The organism is Martinezella tropici, assembly GCF_008370325.1.
Taxonomy (GTDB): domain Bacteria; phylum Pseudomonadota; class Alphaproteobacteria; order Rhizobiales; family Rhizobiaceae; genus Rhizobium; species Rhizobium tropici_B.
The window spans coordinates 29,793-48,826 of record NZ_VNIP01000003.1 but is presented as its reverse complement, the minus strand read 5'-3'; the positions used below and the strand labels follow the sequence as shown (position 1 = coordinate 48,826).

Genomic DNA, 19,034 nt, shown 5'->3' with positions numbered 1-19,034 from the left:
TGAAATCGAAAGAGGAGGTTACTTGATGATGCCAGCGGACAGGGGGGCTGGCTCAAAAGCGTGATCGAGCCGTCGCGCGAAACGCTGGTGAAAGGGCGTCTTGCCGATGATCGTCAGATGATTGGTGCCGGTGACGATCTCCGAGGCGGTGGCGTTTTGCGAATAGCGCCGCCAATCGATGACATTAAGGGCGCGCGTGAGGGAATCTTCGGCCGCGAAGGCGTGGATGCGGAAATCGGATTGCTCAAGGCGGTAGTTTCGGAAGATCATCGCATTGTCGATGAGGATCCAGAACGTGTGCTCCTCCGAGCCGATGTCCGGACCGTCTGTCGGCAGCTTGACGTTGTGTTTGACGACATGATGGAGGAACTGTTCGTAGACCTCCTCGTTCATGGCGGCGAAAAGCCTCTGCCAATCCTCGCGCATCGGTGTGGTTGCCAGCCAGCCTTGAACGGCGGCATGGGTGCGGTCCCGTGCGCCATCTTCGAAGCGCGGCATGATGCCGACGGTGAATTCCTCGTCCATGTCGCAGACGTCGACCATGCCGATCATGCGCAGGTCGATGTCACTGCCGAGCTGACGCGCGGCCTCATAGGCGAGCAGTCCGCCCCACGACCAGCCGAGGAAGGCGCAAGGCCGACCCTTGGCTTTCCTGCGCACGGCCTCGACATAGCGCGCGGTGATATCTTCGACGCGGGTGCTGAGCGTCTTAGTTTCGGTCAGCGAATAGCAGATGAAACCCGTTGCCGGTTGTTCCGGGCCGAGATAGTCGACCAGGCGCATATATTCGCGCGTGCTGACGAGGAGACCGGGGAAGCAATAGAGCACCGGCCGGTCGCCGTTCCGCCGAAGATAGACCACGTCGACGCCAGCCTCGTCGCGATTGCCGTCGATCGCGAGCGCAAGATCGCGCACGGTGGGGTGATTGAACATGTCAGCGATCGTCAGCGGCCATTCGGGATGGCGCATCTTCAGGCGCGAGACGATGCGAACGGCTGCCAGCGATTGACCGCCGATATCGAAGAAATTCTCCGTGACACCGATATCGCCAATGTCGAGGATTTCCTTCCAGGCGTCGAGGATCGCCTTTTCCTTGTCACTGGCCGGGACGATCATATCGCGTTCGATGCGCGGTGCCGGCAGGGCCGCGCGGTCCAGCTTGCTGTTCGGTCCCATCGGCAGCTTGTCGATCAGCATAATCGTTTGCGGCAGCATATAATCGGGCAGGGCCGTCATGGCGGCGCGGCGCAATTCGGTCACGCTCAAGCTCTCGCCTTCGCGGGGCACCACATAGGCGACGAGCGAGCTGCGCCCACCTTCATTGTGCAGCAGCACGACCGCCTCGGCGACGCGCTGATCCGATCGCAGCACGGCTTCGATTTCGCCTGGCTCGATACGGAAGCCGCGCAATTTGATCTGGTGATCGACGCGACCAGCAAATTCGACGATACCGTCTTCCCGCCAGCGGCCGAGATCGCCCGATTTGTAGAGCCGTCCGTTGGGCGAGAATGGATCCGGAATGAAGCGATCCGCCGTCAGCTCCGGCTGGCCGAGATAGCCGCGCGCGAGACCGCTGCCGCCGATGTAGATTTCACCGATCACACCGACCGGAACGGGCGCAAGATCGGCATCGAGCACATAGATGCGTCGATCGCCGACGCCGCGGCCGATCGGCGCGACGGTCCCCTCGAAGCGGGCTCCCGCGGGGATTTTCCAGATCATCGGCGTCATGATCGTTTCGGTCGGACCATAGCCGTTGATCAGCAGCTGCGCCTTCAGGTTCTCGGTGATCATGTCGAATACCGCCTGCGACAAAGCTTCGCCGCCGAAGGAATAGAGCCTCAGCCGCGGTATCTCGCTGTTCTCGCCGGCATATTCGGCAAGGCCGCGTACATAGCTCGTGGGCAGGCTGGCATTGTTGACGCCATGGCGCTTCATCATCGCGAAGGCATCTTCGGGCGTGGCGAGCTTGTCCTGTGTCAGCACCACGCCGCCACCGGCCATCAGCGGCACCATCCAGCGTTCGTGGCCGCCGTCGGAGGTGAAGGGAAGAACGGGATATTCGCAGGACTCCTCGCTCATCTCGTAGATGCGCAGGGTCGCCTTGCAATGATGTGCCAGCGGGCCGTGCTCGACCGCAACGCCTTTCGGCACGCCCGTCGAGCCCGAGGTGTAGATCACGTAGGCAAGCTGCTGCGGTGCAATCACGGTCGCGGGCGTTTCGCTGCTCTCCGAGGAAAGGTCGACGGCGTCGAGATTGAGGAAGGGCGTTGCAATATCGCTTGGGAGGTTTGCGATGTGGCGAGCGCGGGAAATGACCAGCGAGAGCCCCGGCTCCGTTAGGATATGGCGATTGCGCGCTTCCGGGTGATCGGGCTCGACCGGCGTGAATGCGCCGCCCGACCTCAGAACGGCCAGAATGGCGATGATGGCATCGATCGATTTTTCGAGTGCGATGGCGACGCGCTTCTCCGGGCCTACGCCCAGCGCGATCAGGCGGTGAGCCAGCTGGTTGGCGGCAGCGTCAAGTTCGCCGTGCGTGACCGACTTCCCGCCCTGAGCCACGGCGAAGGCATTCGGCCGTCGTCTCGCCCATGCGGAGATGACCTCATGGATCGGCGTGCCATCGTCCGGTTCCGGCGCGTCGGGATAGGGCGCGGAGAGCCTGTCCAGCTCTTCCGGCGAAACGAACGGAACGTGTCTGATCTCTTCGCCGGGATTGGTATCCAGCCGCGCGAGCGCGATGGCGAGATCATCGGCAAAGCGGAAAATCTGCTTCTGGTCATGTTTTTGTGGATCGAAACCGAAGCCGATGCGAAGCCGGTGATCGGAAACGGGGGAAACGGTGACGACCAGCTCGGCGTCGCGGCGTGCCTGGGGCTCGACGACGCTGTGGCTTGCTGCGCTATCCGGTGTCGTTTCCAGGAAGCGCAGGCGCGGTCGCACATCGAGAAGCGTCTTGACGAGCCCCGTCGTGTCGAACAGCTCATCCCGGCGCAGCAGCGCATCGGCAAGCGCCTCAAAGGGCAGGGCATGCCGGGCGGCGGTCTCGATTTCCTCTGCGAATGCCGTGCAGACTTCGCCCAGCGCCATGGCGCCGTTGAGCTCGGCCGTCAGGATCAGCACGTCTTCGCTGCGCGCTGCGATCGTCTGTTTCTCCGGTCGAGTGACGAGGCCGACCCTTTGCGTGCCGTAGCCGGAATGCCGGCGCAGGGCGATCCCGAGTGCTGCGAGAAGGTCGCGGGACATTTCTTTGGTCGACGGCATCTGGGCAAGGCGCTCCGGCAGCGCGATTTCAAGCACATGCTCGAACCAGGCCTCGTCGACGATATCTTGGGCCGCCGATGTCTGCGGCAGCAGCGATGCGATATTTTCTTGTGCCGTCAGCCGCTGAAACCAGAAATCGATCAGCTCGGGTGCGGGATTGCGCGATGCACCATTGCCGGTCATCCACGACGCTGCGTCCGCCAACGTGGTTTCCGCGAGGTCCGCCGGTGGGTTGCCGTCGATATTGCGAAGGAAATCCGCTGCCAGCAAATCGAGTGTCGCCGCATCGGCTAGGATGGCATGCAGGGAAAATAAGGCACCGACGGCTTGACCGTTCTGTACGGCCAGAATGAAGTGTGCCGGATTGCCGTTCGTCAGATCAATCGATCGGGCCCGCTCGGCGATGGCGGCCGCGGTCAACGCTGCGCTCAGATCGTCGCCGGCACCCAGCTCCGTTTCGATGATGTCGACCGTGCGATCGTTTCTCAGGACCTGTTGAACAGCGCCGCCCGCCCGCGCCTCGAACTCCGATGTGATAAGAGGATGCTGACGCGAAAGCATGGAAAGACCTCGACGTGCCACAGCAAGCGGCACTGACGGGAAAGCAACGGCGAGTATTTGCCGTCCATAGACGATTTCATTGCCCGTCTCGGACAAGAGCCAGATCCGCGATTGCGCCGGCGACAGCGAGCATTTGGCGACGCAATCGGAGTCATTCACTGCCTTGGCGTTCCGATCATGGATGGTCATTTCTTCGCCGCTCTCCCATAATATTCCGTAATGCATAGTCAAAAGATCACAATACAATGAGATATTTTCCTCAATATCTATAATAGACATTGAGTTTAACCGACCCGCTGTGCTGACTTTCCTATGTCGGTAAATCCCGATGTTCCGAAAAATACCTAGATGTAGCTGCATGACGAACAGAGACGGGAGAAATTCAGAGAAATCTCAAAAAAATAATTTTGGAAAATATTTTGAATTTTGCCTGATGCCGTTCGTCACTCCGGAACTAGTGGCTTGCTCATTCGTCGCTCTTGGATGGTGCACGGCTTCGAAATATGGAGAAAAAGATGGATGCTTCCGTAGCGTTAAGGGGTGCAAAGGCGGCGGAGCGATCATCTGACTTGCGCCTGCCGGCGTCAGGCTTTGCAAGTCACGCACGCGGCTATGTTCAACCGCTCATCGTATCGTCAGGACAGGCGTCAGGCAGTTTTCGCGTCGAGCAAAATGGCATTGGGGTTGCCTCGGGCTTTCTCCCGAGGCCCGCCGCCGACCTATTGGTCTTTGACACCATATCTTTAGCCGCTTCGCCTGCTTCCGGAGAGGATATCGTCAATGCCGTCTTTGAAGCCATTCTCACATGTAATCCGCACGTGGTTTACTTCGAAATCGAACTTGCAGACCACGGCCTTGCGAAGCGCCTCACGGGAGCGGGTGCGATCGAGCGTCACGGCGATCGCTTGATCGTTCGCCCCGAATCCTTCTTTCAGCAGGCAAAATCCTGGATTGGAAGCGTACCCACCGCCTATCCGGAAGTACCGGTCCTGACGAATAACATCCTTCATCCGCAAAGGCCGCCGAAGCCAGTCGGCCCTGTCTACAGCCGCTTCATTCCCTGGCTGAACACGCAACTTGGCTTCCATGTCGCCGATATCGAAGCCGATCTTCCGCATTTCCATCGTTGGATGAACGATCCCAGGGTCGCCGCCATATGGGAAGACAGCGGCGATCTTTCGTATCATCGCGATTTCATCGCGGGCCGACTTGCCGATCCGCGGACGTTGCCGCTGATCGGAACGTTCGGCGGCGTGCCCTTCGGCTATTTCGAGCTCTATTGGGCCAAGGAAGACCGGACCGGCCCGCACTACGAGGCCGATGGTTATGATCGCGGCTGGCACGTGGCGATCGGCGAAGGCGATTTCCGCGGAAAGGCCTTCGTCAGCGCCTGGCTGCCATCGCTGATGCACTACATGTTCCTGGCCGATCCGCGCACCCGCCGCATCGTTGGCGAGCCGATCCATCATCATGTCCAGCAGATCCGCAATCTCGACCGGTCCGGTTTCGCCAAGATCAAGCACATCCAGTTTCCGCACAAGAAGGCGCTTTTGGTCATGCTGCTGCGCGAGCGCTTCTTCATGGATCGGCTGCTGTCGCCGGATCTCACAGGCTTGTCCGATGAAGACGGTCAGCCCGTTCTGGGTTCGCTGGCGCGAGATGCGGCGCGATGAAGGCAGCCGTCGACATGAACGATCCGCGCATCATGCGGCTCGTTCTGACGGTCGCGCTGCCGGCGGTGGCGGGATTGGCCGCCAGCGCCGGCCATCATGCGATCAATGCGATCTTTCTCGGCGCTCTGGGGCCGGATGTGCTGGCCGGCATCAGCCTCGTCATGCCGCTGTTTCTGCTTGTCGCGGCAGCAGGGCAGGGGCTTGGGATCGGACTTGCCACGCTTCTGGCGCGCCATCTTGGCGAGGGCGACCTGAAAGCCGCTTCCTCGGTTGCCACAACAGCGCTCGCGGCGACGATCCCGCTCGGCATCGCCCTCTCCGTGCCGATCTATCTAGGGCTGCCTGATTTCGTCGGTGCGCTCGGCGCAAGCGACAATCTTCTTGCGCCGGGATTGGATTACGGGCGGCTGCTCTCTTTCGGCGTAACGCTGGGGCTTTTGCAGGCAGTCTGCGATTTCATAGCTATTGCCGAGGGCAATTCGCGCTTCTCGATGATCGTGCTCATCGCGAGCTTCTCCCTGAACGCCATCCTCGATCCCGTTTTCATTTTCCTCTTCAAGCTCGGTGCCTCCGGCGCGGCGCTGGCGACGATCGTTTCCTCCATCGCGGCACTTGCCTGCTATCTTGCCTATTTTGTTCGCAAGTGGGGAACGGTCAGCATCGCCGGTGGCCTGATAGGTTGGCAGCTGTTGCGGCCGATCGCGAGGATCGGCATTCCCGCCGCCGCGACCAGCATCGTGACCGGCGTCGGCTTTCTCATCCTGATGCGGGAGGCCGCGGTTCATGGCGGCGACACGGGTGTGGCCGCGACAGCGATCGCCATCCGGCTGCTGACTTTGGGGCAGCTTCCTCTGTTCGGGTTTTGCCTTGGAGCACAAAGCGTCGTCAGCCACGCCTTCGGTGCCGGCGATGCCCAGCGGTTGAAGGCGGTTATCCGTTTTATGCTGGCGGTGACCGTACCGGTGGCTTTGCTCTATTCAGCCCTGCTGTTCCTGGCTGCGGAACCGATCGCGCACCTGTTCACCGATAGTCCGCCGGTTGTCGGTGAAGCGGTGTCGTGGCTGCATGCACTCTTTCCGGTCTTCCCGCTGGCAGCCTTTCAATCCGTGCTGCTGGTGATGCTGCAATCGCGGGGCAGGGCCGGCTTGTCAGCCCTAGTCGGACTCGCGCCGCAAGGCTATCTGCTGATCCCGCTTCTTCTTCTGCTGCCGCTCTGGATGGGCTTTGCCGGCGTTTCCGCAGCACCCGCAGTCGCTGCCATCCTCGCCGCCATTCTTGGCCTTTTCGTCGCTCGGCGGGAATGGTTCGCCATTTTGCCGGCGGATGCACCCAGCCTCGCCGGCCAACCGACACTTCACCCCTGACCATGAGGAACGTCATGAACGAGACCCCGAGATTCGATGCCTACAGACACGCCATTCCGGATGCGTTGATGCCGCCTCGCGACGATCCTTTCGACGCGGCGGTGCCGCCGATCTACCAGACATCTCTCTTTCTGTTCGACAGCTACAAGGAGTTGGAGGATGTTTTTGCCGGCCGCTCGAAGAAGCCGATCTACTCACGCGGCGATAATCCGACCGTTCGGCTTCTAGAGCGCAAGATCGCCGAGATGGAAGGCGCGGAAGAAGCGCGAGCCTTTTCGAGCGGCATGGGCGCTATCGCAGCCGCAATTCTCACTTTCGTCGGGCCGGGCGATCGCATCGTCACCGTTCGGCATGTCTATAGTGATGCTTTCCGCTTTTTCGAAAAGGTTCTGAAGCGCTTCGGTGTCGTCGTCGACTATATCGATGGCACGGATACCGAGGCGATGATCGCAGCGCTTCCCGGCGCCAAGCTTGCCTATCTCGAAAACCCGACCTCGATGGTTTTCGAACTGCAGGATCTGACCGCCATCGCCGAGGCGGCCCGCCGTCATGGCGTCGTGACCATGGTCGACAATTCCTGGGCAACGCCGCTCTACCAGAAGCCACTCTCTGTCGGCGTCGATATCGTCATTCACGCCGCCTCGAAATATCTCGGCGGGCAAAGCGACACCGTTGCCGGCCTCGTTGCCGGCTCCAAGGTGCATATCGACCGCATCAACAGCGAAATCTACCCCTATACGGGTGCGAAGCTCGCTCCTTTCGAGGCATGGCTTGTCCTGCGCAATCTCGAGACCTTGCCATTCCGCATGCGCCATCATCATGAAGCGGGCCTTGAAGTGGCATCCTGGCTGCAGGCGCACGGGGATGTGACCAATGTCATGCATCCGGCGCTTGGCGATCATCCCGGAAAGCGCACTTTCAGCGGCTTCGGGGCGCTGTTTTCCTTCGAGGTCTCCGACCGTATCGACGTTGCCGATTTCGTCGACGCGCTGCGCCTCATCCGCATCGGCGTCAGCTGGGGAGGGCCGGAGAGCCTGGTGGTGCCGGCCAGAGCTGCGCTCTGCATCTCCCCAGAGACCAATGTCTTCGCGCGCTTCGGCGTCAGCGACCGCACGATCCGCCTGAATGTCGGGCTCCATGCGGCGAAGGACGTCATTGCCGATCTCGAGCAGGCGCTTGCGGCAGCGAAACGCTAGGCGGGCTCATTACCGTTGCGTCGGAAGGTGGGCGGAGTAGTACTGTCGCTCCGCCCATACTATTATTCATTGCTGACCTTTCCCGCCCGGACCGATTGAGACAAAATGACCATTCCCTCTCATGAAACATTAAGCGCGCTTGCCGGCGAATATGGAACGCCGCTCTGGATCTACGATGCCGCTGCGATCCGTCGCCGTATCGCGCAACTCTCCGCCTTCGATGTCATTCGCTTTGCGCAAAAGGCCTGTTCGAACATTCATATCCTGAAAGAGATGCGCAAGGAGGGTGTGCATGTCGACGCCGTCTCGCTCGGCGAGATCGAGCGGGCGACGCGGGCCGGCTTTGCCGCCGGTGGCGCATCGGCTGCGGCGGAGCTGGTCTTCACCGCCGATGTCTTCGACCGGCCGACCCTTGATCGCGTCGTTGCCGACAAGGTCGAGGTGAATATCGGCTCCATCGACATGTTACATCAGCTCGGCGAACGCTCGCCTGGCCATAGAGTCTGGCTGCGCATCAATCCCGGTTTTGGACATGGCCATAGCAAGAAGACCAATACCGGCGGCGAAAGCAGCAAGCATGGCATCTGGTTCGAGCAATTGCAGGAGGCCGTGGCGCTGACGCGCCAATATTCCCTGACGCTGGTCGGCCTGCATATGCATATCGGCTCCGGCGTCGATTATGGGCACCTGCAGCGCGTCTGCGGCGCGATGGTCGGTTTCTGCCGGGTGCTTGATGTCGATATCGAGGCGATCTCGGCCGGCGGCGGTCTTTCCGTGCCCTACAAAGAGGGGGAGGAGGAAATTGATCCTGCTCATTATTTTTCACTCTGGAATGCGGCACGGCGCGAGATCGAAGCGCATTTCGCCCATCCTATCCGGCTGGAGATCGAGCCGGGACGCTTCCTGACCGCGGATTCCGGCATATTGCTTGCCGAGGTGAGGGCTGTGAAGATGATGGGCCGGAATCGCTTCGTGCTTGTCGATGCCGGTTTCAGCGATCTTGCCAGACCTGCCATGTATGGCAGCTATCATGAGATATCGGTGATCCCGGGCAAGACACCTCGCAATGCTGCGGGCGCGATTTTTCCGACCGTCGTCGCCGGCCCCTTATGCGAATCCGGCGACGTCTTCACGCAGACGGACACCGGCACCGTCGAGACCCGCGATTTGCCCGAAACCCATGTCGGCGATTATCTCCTATTCCACGGCGCCGGCGCCTACGGGGCGACGATGTCGTCGAATTACAATAGCCGCCTCTATGCACCCGAGGTGCTTATCGACGGCACCGAGCATCGATTGATCCGCAGGCGGCAGAGGCTGGACGAGCTACTGATGTTGGAGAAGGTTTAAAGAGAACCAATTACACCATGCGCGTGGCCTTTGGCTGTCGTCAAAGGCAGCCCTTGCAAGGTATACGCCGTTTTAGCATCTTAAGCTTGTAAAGCGTCCCCTGCTAAAGGGGCGTTTAACCGACGGAATTAATAGCTTGGTGCCGGAACCAGATGTTCTTAAATCTGCACCTATCCGATCATGGACAGCGTAAAAAGCGCAAAAATGGTTAAGGCGCCGAAGATTGGCATAAGAGTTAGCATAATGCGACGCGCGAGCATTTTTTCGCGGGAAGTCATGATGTGCACTGGAAAGTTCCAACTCCGTTTGACGTCTAGGAACATATGGTCGCGTTTGGTCGACTGACGTATTTTTAACGAAGGTGTCGTAAAATGTATAGTGCTGGTTGCTACCAAAAATATCCACAGGTCGCTAGCGGCGCTATATCAGCATGTGCAGGCGTTCGGATCTTCACGGTTCGCCGCCCTGTCGTGGCCCTCGCTGGACCCGCTGTCACCGGTATAGACATTTCGAACTATGGATGAAAACGACTGAATACCGGGCCGGAAGAACTATCTTTCGGCCGGGGTCATTGTCTTGCCGCTTGATTGCGACAATGCCGAAGCAGCAGGCCATCCGATAAGAAGATCTGGTCGATGGACTTCCTGTTATGACTACAAGGTTACGCCTTTGAGTATCCGGCCTGCCAAAGCGCGCTTCAGCAGGCGGTCGAAACGAAATCGGTTGCCGAGGAGCTGACGGAATGGCGACCGCCGGCACTGAAGAGATTCACCGCTGTGTCAGAGAGCTTTCAACACGTAGCGCCAATTCCAAAGGATCATGGCCAACGGTATGCAGGTGGATATCCGGGTTTTCTGGCGCCTCGTATGGAGATGTAATGCCGGTGAAATTAGGTACCTGTCCCGCCACCGCCTTCTTATACAGACCCTTGGGATCGCGCCGCATGCATTCTTCGAGCGGAGTATCAACGAAGACCTCGATGAACTCGCCCTCCGGCATCAGCTCGCGCGCCATTTGCCGCTCGGATCGGAACGGCGAGATAAACGATACCAGCACGATGAGCCCGGCGTCCGTCATTAGCTTAGCCACCTCTGCAATACGACGGATGTTTTCAACACGATCCTCCGCGGTAAAACCAAGATCGCGATTCAAGCCATGGCGAACATTGTCTCCATCAAGTAGGAAGGTGTGCTTGCCTTTTGCATGAAGGAGTTTCTCAACGAGATTGGCAATGGTTGATTTGCCGGATCCTGAAAGGCCGGTAAACCATAAAACGACCGGGCGCTGGCCTTTCTGTTCTGCACGCGCCGCCTTATTGATCGTAAGTGCTTGCCAATGAACATTCTGTGCACGATGGAGAGAATGCACAATTAGTCCGGCGCCGACTGTTGCGTTCGAAAATCGATCTATCAATATAAAATTGCCGGTCGTGCGATTTTCGGCATAGCTGTCAAAGCAAATCGAGTCCTGCGTTGAAAGGTTGCAGACACCAATCTCGTTAACCGACAACGTTTTTGCCGGCTGATGCGCGCAAGTATTGACGTCAATGCTATATTTCAGCGCTGTAATTGTTGCGCTCGTGCTATCGGTCTCAGTTCTCAGAATATAGGGACGCCCAGGGATCAACTGATCGTGGCTGAACCAGATGATGTGAGCCTGAAACTGATCTGCAACGTTGGGCCTTTCCCTCGGAGATACCAGCAGATTTCCGCGTGCTACCTCCACTTCATCATTCAATACCAGCGTGACGGCCTGTCCCTCGACCGCCGTGGTTTGATCTCCATTATAGGTGACGATCCGCCTCACAGTTGTCTGTTGGCCGGATTTTGCCACTGTAACGGCATCGCCCACCGAGACACTTCCCGATGCAACTTGGCCGGAAAAGCCTCGAAAATTGAGATCTGGTCGGTTGACCCATTGGACTGGAAAGCGAAATGGTTTTTTCGAGCCATCGCGGTCGATCGAGACAGTTTCCAAATGGTCTAGCAACGAAGGCCCGTCATACCACGGTGTCTCTTTTGACTTTGTGGTTATATTAGCGGCATAACGGGCGGATATTGGTATCGGCGTAACGGACTTGAAACCAAGCCCCTCCGCGAACGCCATATAATCGGTCACGATCTTCTCATACGCATCCTGTTCATAGAGGAGAAGGTCCATTTTGTTGACCGCGAGGACAAGATGGCTAATCCCAAGCACGGACGCGATGAAACTGTGACGCTTCGTTTGCTGCTGCACCCCGTGACGGCCGTCGATCAGGACAATGGCAAGCTCGGCCGTCGAGGCGCCCGTCACCATATTGCGCGTATATTCTTCATGGCCGGGAGCATCCGCCACGATGAAGGCGCGTTTCGGGGTGGAGAAAAACCGATACGCCACGTCGATGGTGATGCCTTGTTCGCGCTCCGCATCTAAGCCGTCGAGCAGAAGCGCAAGGTCAATATCATTGCCTGTCGTGCCATATTGCGTGTTTTCTTTCCTCAAGGTGGAAAGCTCATCGTCAAAGAGGCTTTTGGTGTCGTAAAGCAAGCGTCCTATGAGCGTTGATTTTCCGTCATCCACCGAACCACACGTCAGGAAGCGCAGAAGCGGTTTGTTGCCTTGATCGGCGTGGGTTGTATCATCAAGAGAAGGATAGGGCCCGCTGCCATCTCTCATCAGAAATAGCCCTCACGTTTTTTCTTCTCCATCGAGCCAGCCTGATCGTTGTCGATAAGGCGATCCCGCCGCTCCGAGGTGCGAGCTCCAAGCACTTCTCTAACCACACCCTCAAGCGTTTCGGCAGAAGACTCGATGGCTCCAGTGAGAGGATAACAACCGAGAGTACGAAAACGAACCATTCGTTCCTCTATTGCTTCCTGCGCAGTAATCGGCATCCGCGTGTCATCGATCACGATCAACGTGCCATTACGATTAACCACGGGTCGGTTTGCCGCAAAATAGAGTGGTACGATCGGGATGTTTTCTTGCATGATATACAGCCATATGTCGGCTTCGGTCCAATTCGACAACGGGAACACCCGGATCGATTCCCCCTTATTCACACGCGTGTTATAGGTCTTCCACATTTCAGGTCGCTGATTTTTGGGATCCCAGGCGTGCTTGGCGGTGCGGAACGAAAAAATCCGCTCTTTGGCACGCGATTTCTCTTCGTCACGCCGGGCTCCCCCAAATGCGGCGTCGAAGCCGTATTTGTCGAGCGCTTGTCTCAAGGCCTCGGTCTTCATGATTTGAGTATAGATATTGGAACTATGTGTAAACGGATTTACGCGCTGCTCGATCCCGTCACTATTCGTGTGCACAAGAAACTCAAGACCGTATTCGGCGACTACCCGATCACGAAAGGCGATCATCTCCTTGAACTTCCATGTTGTATCGACGTGCAAAAATGGAAACGGGGGCTTAGAGGGATAGAATGCCTTCATGGCAAGATGCGTCAGTACTGACGAGTCTTTGCCGACTGAATATAACATCACTGGGTTGGAAAACGTCGCTGCAACTTCGCGGAGTATATGAATTGACTCTGCCTCAAGCATTTGGAGGTGGAGATTTTGCATATCTGTTCTGACCATTATCAATCTGCAACAACCACCCGCCACGCGGCAAGCCGACTGGCAGGTTTTCTTTCTTGATGCTTAAAGGTGCGGAATCTATTTTCAATCAGCCTATCGATGGTGGCAGCTGACTGCAATATTTGGCAACCGCAAGCAATAAATAACCGGTCGCCTATGCAATATATGGTGCTTATATCAGCTTTTCATGATGAACGTTTTGGCAGCCTGGCGCCGAATACGAGATAAACGAATTTTCCGCCTGGGTTAGCTCGATAATTTTTCCAATTCTGTGGGCACTCCTGAACAGGGAAAGAGTGGTGGAGGTTCATGACCGCAAACGCGGTAGTGACAACATCATTGCGACTGGAGCTGTGAGGCTCAATCGGTTAAGTCGCACAGCATCTAGACCTCAACTATTGCCTTGATCACGCCTGCCTCGGGCCGCAGCCAATCCTTAAAGAGCGATGGCGCATCATCAAGCGAACCCCGGTGCGTGTTCAGCGCTTTCGTCGGCACCCGGCCATTTTCCATCTGTTTTACGACCTCGGCAAAATCGTCCGGCTGCGCATTGCGGCTAGCGAAGAGAGTGGTTTCGCGCTTGTGGAATTCCGGGTCGGAGAAGGTGATGTCGTCGCGCACGACGCTGACGAGGACGTAGCGGCCACCGTGGGCGACGAAGCCAAAGCCGCGTTGCATGGCCTTGGTGTTGCCGGTCGCGTCGATAACGACGTCGAAGAAATCGCCGCCGGTGAGGCGTTTCGCATGGGCTTCGGCCTCGTCATTGGCGATGAGTGTCCGATCGCCACCGAGCGAAGCGGTGGTGAAATCCAATCGGTCCTGGCGGACATCCATGACCGTGACGTCGGCGCCGCGTGCCTTGGCGAAGATGGTAGCGGACATGCCTATCGGGCCTGAGCCGACGACGAGAACGCGGTCGGCGGCGGTGATGCCGCCACGCTTGACGCCATGGGCGCCGATCGCCAGGAACTCGATCATCGCAGCTTCGTCCAGCGAGGCCTTGCCGGCGGAAATGACATTCTGCTCTGGCACACAGATGAATTCGCTCATGCCGCCATCACGATGCACGCCCAGCACGGCAATGTTTTGGCAGGCATTGGTCACGCCGCGCCGGCAGGCAACGCATTTGCCGCAGGCAAGATAGGGAACGATATAGACATTTTCTTCCTTCTTGAGGCGGCTCGAACCATTTGCATCCTCCACCGTGCCGGACAGTTCATGGCCCATGACACGCGGATATTCGAGAAAGGGATGCTTGCCCTGATAAATGTGGAAATCCGTGCCGCAGATGCCGACGCGTCGGATGCGCACAAGCACCTCGCCTCTAGCGGGCGTCGGGACATCGCGCTCGATCAGGGAGAGCCGGCCGGGTTCATTGCAGATCAATGTCTTCATGGTAATGCACTCTCGAAAGGCTGGCGATGCCGGCCGCTGGTGTTTAAATGTGTGCTTGTCGACTTTCCTAAAACGGCGAGCCGGCAGCCCTCGGTTCATTCATCATATTCCATATTCCCGCGGTGCCTGCGCTTTGCTTCGAAACTCTGCGTGGACATCACGGCGCTGCTTCGATTACGGCATGGCGCGCTGCGATTTCTCTAAGGACAGGAGCGTCCGAGGGACTGCCTGCCTTGTCCGCCCAATCCAGGAAGGCGTGAATGCGGCGTGCCACTTTCTCGCGGTGATGCTGACTGATGTCGGCGATGCGATGATCCAGAAAGGGATTGAGGAAGCGGTCTAGCGTTGTTGCCACATAGGCCTTCGCATCATCGCCCATGCCGTTTGCGGCAAAGCCGGGCAGCACTTCGCTTTGGTAGAGCGCATCCAGCCTTGCACGTATTTCCCTGTCGGCCAGTATGGCGCGCACCGTCTCACCCGCCGGCCGGTTTTCGCGTTGCCAGATTTCGGCAAGGACGGTATGGCCGAGATTGAGGATATGCAGCTTCAGGCGCTCGTATGGCTCAAGATCGTCTGTCAGCACGATGCTCGGATGGCTGCATGGCAGGCGGACGCCCGGGGCGTGCTTGATCACCCATAGCGCATAGGGTTCGGCAACGGCGCCGATCGGCTCTATCGGCTCGGAAACAATGCGGTCGACCAGGGTCTCGGCAAAGGCGACATGGTCGTCTAGCCAGGTGAAGAACCCTGCGGGTTGAGCGTTGAGCCTGGCGCAGTCGATCACGGCCTGCTTCAGGATGCGGCCATTGCCTGTCACCAGCTCGCAGGGAAGGATGACCAAGGGGCGAGCGGACACCTGCCAGCGCTTGACCAGCAGTGCGGCAAGTTTGGCTGGGAAGGAGCGCGGCACCTGGCCATCCGCGCCAAAACCATCTTCTTCCTGCCATGTCTGGTAGCCGGTATCGCCGGTATTGGAGATGACAAATTCGGCTTCCTCGGCAAAGAGCTTCGATAGTTCGTCCCAGTGTTCGACGGCGGAGAGACCGCGATCGACGCTGGTCACCTGCACGGTGCGATCGACAGGCTGCCCGCCTACCATGCCGCGAATGATGACTGGATATCCTTTCGCATTGCCGAAGGCGCCGACGCGGCCGCTGCGGCTGCTGGCACCGGAAACCTGAACTACGGTGATGGGTCCGGCATCCTGGCCTGATTGCCTTGCCTCATGCACGAAGAATGCCGCATGGGCTTGCAGAAACCGGCTAGTGCCGAATTGAATGATCCGCGAGCTCACGCCAGGCTGCTCCTTCCCTCAATGTTGATTGATAACGCTTGACTGGAGCAAGGTGCAGGCATTCACCAGTCCAGTCAGTGTTTGTTTTTTATCCATAGAAAACAGTTAAGCAACCAGTCGTCAAATGTTTTTTATATGGAATGGATAAGCCAATGATGGAATGTCGCGCTTTGAAGCGAAGGGCGGCGCTGGCGGCATTCGGTGGTGGCTTGAGTGTGCAGCAGAAGATCAGGCGGCCCACTGGCAGATTTCTTCGCGAGAATCCGAAACCGGTCGTCATAATCCAAGAACAATTTCTTCATGGAAATCACAACAAAATGTCATAGAAATTGTTATTTTGTCATTTCTATTTGTTATGAATGATGCCGCGGCAGGAGCGTCGGTTTGCCGATCTTTGGAGACGAGGTCGGGTATCGACGGGCATTCTGTTTGTGCAGCCGCGCAGAGCGGCATCATCCGCGCGATCTTGACCGCCCATCATGGCCCAGGGAGAGTTGAATGGCACGTATCACCTTAAGGCAATTGCTCGATCACGCCGCTGAAAACGGCTATGGGGTTCCTGCCTTCAATATCAACAATATGGAACAGGCGCTCGCCATCATGGAAGCGGCCGATACCGTCGGCGCGCCAGTGATCATGCAGGCATCGAGGGGTGCCAGGGCCTATGCCAACGACATCATGCTGAAGCACATGATGGATGCCGTCGTCGAGATTTATCCGCATATTCCCGTTTGCGTGCATCTGGATCACGGCAATGATCCCTCGAGCTGTATGACGGCGATCCAGGCCGGCTTCACGTCGGTCATGATGGATGGCTCGCTGAAGGCGGATGCCAAGACGCCCGCCGATTGGGATTACAATGTCGGCGTGACTAAGACGGTGACCGACATGGCGCATCTCGGCGGCATTTCTGTCGAGGGTGAGCTTGGCGTGCTGGGCTCGCTGGAGACCGGCATGGGCGAGGCTGAGGATGGTCACGGGGCGGAAGGCAAGCTGTCTCATGATCAGTTGCTGACCAACCCGGATGAGGCGGTCAAATTCGTGCGGGAGACCAAGGTCGACGCCCTGGCGATCGCCATGGGAACCTCGCATGGAGCCTATAAGTTCACGCGCAAGCCGGATGGCTCGGTGCTGGCGATGAATGTGATCGAGGAGATCCATAGCAAGCTGCCCAACACGCATCTCGTCATGCATGGTTCCTCCTCGGTGCCTGAGGAACTGCAGGAGATCATCAACAAATATGGCGGCCAGATGAAGCCGACCTGGGGCGTACCGGTCGAAGAAATCCAGCGCGGCATCAAGAACGGCGTGCGCAAGATCAACATCGACACCGACGGCCGCATGGCGATGACAGGCCAGATCCGCCGCGTGCTGCAGGAGGATCCGAGCGAGTTCGATCCCCGCAAATATATGAAGCCCGCCATGGCGGCGCTGACGAAGCTCTGCAAGGAGCGCTTCGAGCAGTTCGGAACGGCCGGACATGCCTCACGCATCCAGCCGCTTTCCGTTGCCGAAATGGCCAAGCGTTACAAATCTGGTTCGCTCGACCCGGTTTTCTCCTAAAGCCAGATGATCAGCGTGCGGCCGGGCCTGCCGCCCGGCGCACGCTCTCTTCGCTCAGTGTCTGGCCATGGAGTTTCGATAGCGCCGTGACCACATCACCGATTTCCTTGTTAGCTCGCTGTGCGTCCCATTGCAGGGCCGCTGCGGCGATCGCGCCGATTTCGCGCAAACCCTGCATCGTCAGCAGACCTTCGATCGCCATGGTCGTGCGGCGGAAGACGATATCGGACAAATGAACGACCAACTCCTGCCGTGCGATCCAATCGATTTCAAGCGCGCTGTGATGCTGCGCGCCGCTGATGCGCTGGCTGTCGCTATATTCTGAGCGATGGGCAAGGATTTTTGCGGCGGTCGTGCCGTATCGGCTGAGCAACTCATCCGCTCTGCTGGCTTCGACTCCGACCTTTGCCGCGACCGATCGGATCCAGCTCGCACGCTCGTTGGCGTTTACCGGGAAATCTCGGCCGCCGCCTATGGCGAGCTGCTCGGTGGATGTCTTGCGGCTGCGCTGAAGGCGCGCCAGCACGGTATCGGCCACTTCCTCGGCAAAGCCGCGGAATGTGGTCCATTTGCCACCGACCAGCGAGATGATCGGGAAGGGACGTCCGGCCCGTGGTTCAAAGACCGGTGCGGAATGATCGCGGCTGATCAAGCCCGGTGACGAGGCGTCCGAGGCGGGCAGGGGGCGGATGCCGCTATAGCTGTAGGTCACCTGATCGCGATCGAAGCGAAGGCTTGGAAGCAGCGATCTCACGCTGTCCAGGAAATAGTCGATTTCGGGTTCCTCGCAACGCACATTGTCTGGATCGTCGCAAGGAATATCGGTCGATCCCACAAGGGCCTGGCCAAGATAGCCGTAGACAAGGCAGATGCGGCCGTCATCGGCTTCGAAATAGATCATATGGCCGTTCAGGCTGCGCACCAGTTCCGGATGGTCGAGCAGGATATGCGATCCCTTGGTGCCGCCGATTAGATGGGCCGGTGCGCCGAGAGCGGCATTGACGTGATCGATCCAGGGGCCCGCGGCATTGACGACGAGCTTAGGCTTGACGGAAAAGGCATAGCCATCCGAACGCTGGAAGGTCAGCCGGCCATCGGCCGCGGAAACAAGTCTTGTCGCATTTGCCGCCAGCGAGCCCTTGTGCGCCTCCAGCCCGTCATTGATCAACTCATAGACCAGCCGTTCCGGCCGGCTGATCTTGGCGTCGTAGTAGATGCCGCCCGCCACGATCTCAGGCGTCACATGCGGCATTTCCTTGAGCGCGCTGCTTTTCAGCAGGAACCTGTGGCGCGGCATGACGCGGCTGCGCGAGCCGAAGAAGTCGTAGAGCGCAAGCCCGATCTTGATGAGCACGGCACCGCGGCTGCGCGGAGCGGTCGTTGAGCCCGTCAGCGTGCGAAGGGCGGCCCATATGCCGCGCGTCCAGGAAAAGATTGGCACGAAGGTCGGCAGCGCCTCGACGCAATGCGGCGCATTCTTCAATAAAAGATTCCGTTCGAGCGCCGACTGGGCAACCAGACCGAATTCGCCGGTTTCGAGATATTTCAGGCCGCCATGGATCAGCCGCGAAGGTGCCGCACTCGTCCCCGAGCCGAAATCCGATTTATCGACGATGAGGCAATTGACGCCCTGCAGCGACAGATCGCGAAACAGACCGGCACCGTTGACCCCAGCGCCGAGGATGATGACATCGACATCTCCGTCTTGCAGTTGCGAGAAGCGTTGTTTGAGATCGGCGGTCCTATCGGTCATAACATCATCGTCCTGCTGAGCTGCCGCGATAGAGCCTGTCGGCGCG

General features: G+C 58.5%; 12 protein-coding genes. 6 read left to right on the top strand and 6 right to left on the bottom strand.

Translation table 11 applies throughout. From position 1 onward, the window contains the following. Positions 1-18: 18 nt before the first annotated feature. Positions 19-4,017, bottom strand: coding sequence for a non-ribosomal peptide synthetase (locus FP026_RS03195; protein ID WP_149633192.1), 3,999 nt, complete (start codon positions 4,015-4,017; stop codon positions 19-21). A 326-nt stretch (positions 4,018-4,343) separates the two neighbouring features. On the opposite strand from FP026_RS03195, the gene FP026_RS03190 reads away from it, so the two are divergent. From FP026_RS03190 to lysA, 4 genes are all read left to right on the top strand, one after another. Next, positions 4,344-5,501, top strand: a complete 1,158-nt coding sequence (locus FP026_RS03190; RefSeq protein WP_149633191.1) for a GNAT family N-acetyltransferase — start codon at positions 4,344-4,346, stop codon at positions 5,499-5,501. After that, positions 5,498-6,865, top strand: a complete 1,368-nt coding sequence (locus FP026_RS03185) for an MATE family efflux transporter (protein ID WP_149633190.1) — start codon at positions 5,498-5,500, stop codon at positions 6,863-6,865. The genes FP026_RS03190 and FP026_RS03185 overlap by 4 nt, the downstream gene beginning before the upstream one ends. A gap of 14 nt (positions 6,866-6,879) precedes the next feature. Continuing rightward, positions 6,880-8,061: a PLP-dependent transferase gene (locus tag FP026_RS03180; RefSeq protein WP_149633189.1), complete on the top strand. Its 1,182-nt coding sequence runs from the start codon at positions 6,880-6,882 to the stop codon at positions 8,059-8,061. 105 nt (positions 8,062-8,166) lie between these two features. Further along, positions 8,167-9,411, top strand: coding sequence for a diaminopimelate decarboxylase (gene lysA, locus FP026_RS03175; RefSeq protein ID WP_149633188.1), 1,245 nt, complete (start codon positions 8,167-8,169; stop codon positions 9,409-9,411). Between the two features lie 768 nt (positions 9,412-10,179). Here the strand turns inward: lysA and cysN are convergent. The 4 genes from cysN to FP026_RS03155 form a co-directional block, all read right to left on the bottom strand. Then, entirely contained in the window at positions 10,180-12,069 is a 1,890-nt protein-coding gene (cysN, locus tag FP026_RS03170) for a sulfate adenylyltransferase subunit CysN (protein WP_149633187.1), read from the bottom strand. Beyond that, positions 12,069-12,983 carry a sulfate adenylyltransferase subunit CysD gene (cysD, locus tag FP026_RS03165; RefSeq protein WP_246665220.1) on the bottom strand — a complete coding sequence of 305 codons (915 nt, stop codon included), beginning with the start codon at positions 12,981-12,983 and terminating at the stop codon, positions 12,069-12,071. The genes cysN and cysD overlap by 1 nt, the downstream gene beginning before the upstream one ends. Before the next feature lie 384 nt (positions 12,984-13,367). Next, the gene (locus FP026_RS03160) at positions 13,368-14,378 is read right to left on the bottom strand and encodes a zinc-binding alcohol dehydrogenase family protein (RefSeq protein ID WP_149633186.1); all 1,011 of its coding nucleotides are present in this window, start codon (positions 14,376-14,378) and stop codon (positions 13,368-13,370) included. 157 nt (positions 14,379-14,535) lie between these two features. Then, positions 14,536-15,672, bottom strand: coding sequence for a mannitol dehydrogenase family protein (locus FP026_RS03155; protein ID WP_149633185.1), 1,137 nt, complete (start codon positions 15,670-15,672; stop codon positions 14,536-14,538). A 160-nt stretch (positions 15,673-15,832) separates the two neighbouring features. Here FP026_RS03155 and FP026_RS03150 point away from each other — a divergent pair, with 160 nt between their 5' ends. Further along, positions 15,833-16,189 (top strand): hypothetical protein, encoded by a 357-nt coding sequence (locus tag FP026_RS03150; protein WP_149633184.1) that lies wholly within the window; start codon positions 15,833-15,835, stop codon positions 16,187-16,189. Next, positions 16,171-17,235, top strand: a complete 1,065-nt coding sequence (gene fba / locus FP026_RS03145; protein ID WP_149633183.1) for a class II fructose-bisphosphate aldolase — start codon at positions 16,171-16,173, stop codon at positions 17,233-17,235. Before FP026_RS03150 ends, fba begins: the two co-directional genes overlap by 19 nt. Before the next feature lie 10 nt (positions 17,236-17,245). On the opposite strand, the gene FP026_RS03140 is transcribed toward fba, so the two are convergent. Beyond that, a complete protein-coding gene (locus tag FP026_RS03140; RefSeq protein ID WP_149633182.1) occupies positions 17,246-18,988 on the bottom strand; it encodes a glycerol-3-phosphate dehydrogenase/oxidase in 1,743 nt (580 codons plus the stop codon). Between the last annotated feature and the right edge of the window lie 46 nt (positions 18,989-19,034).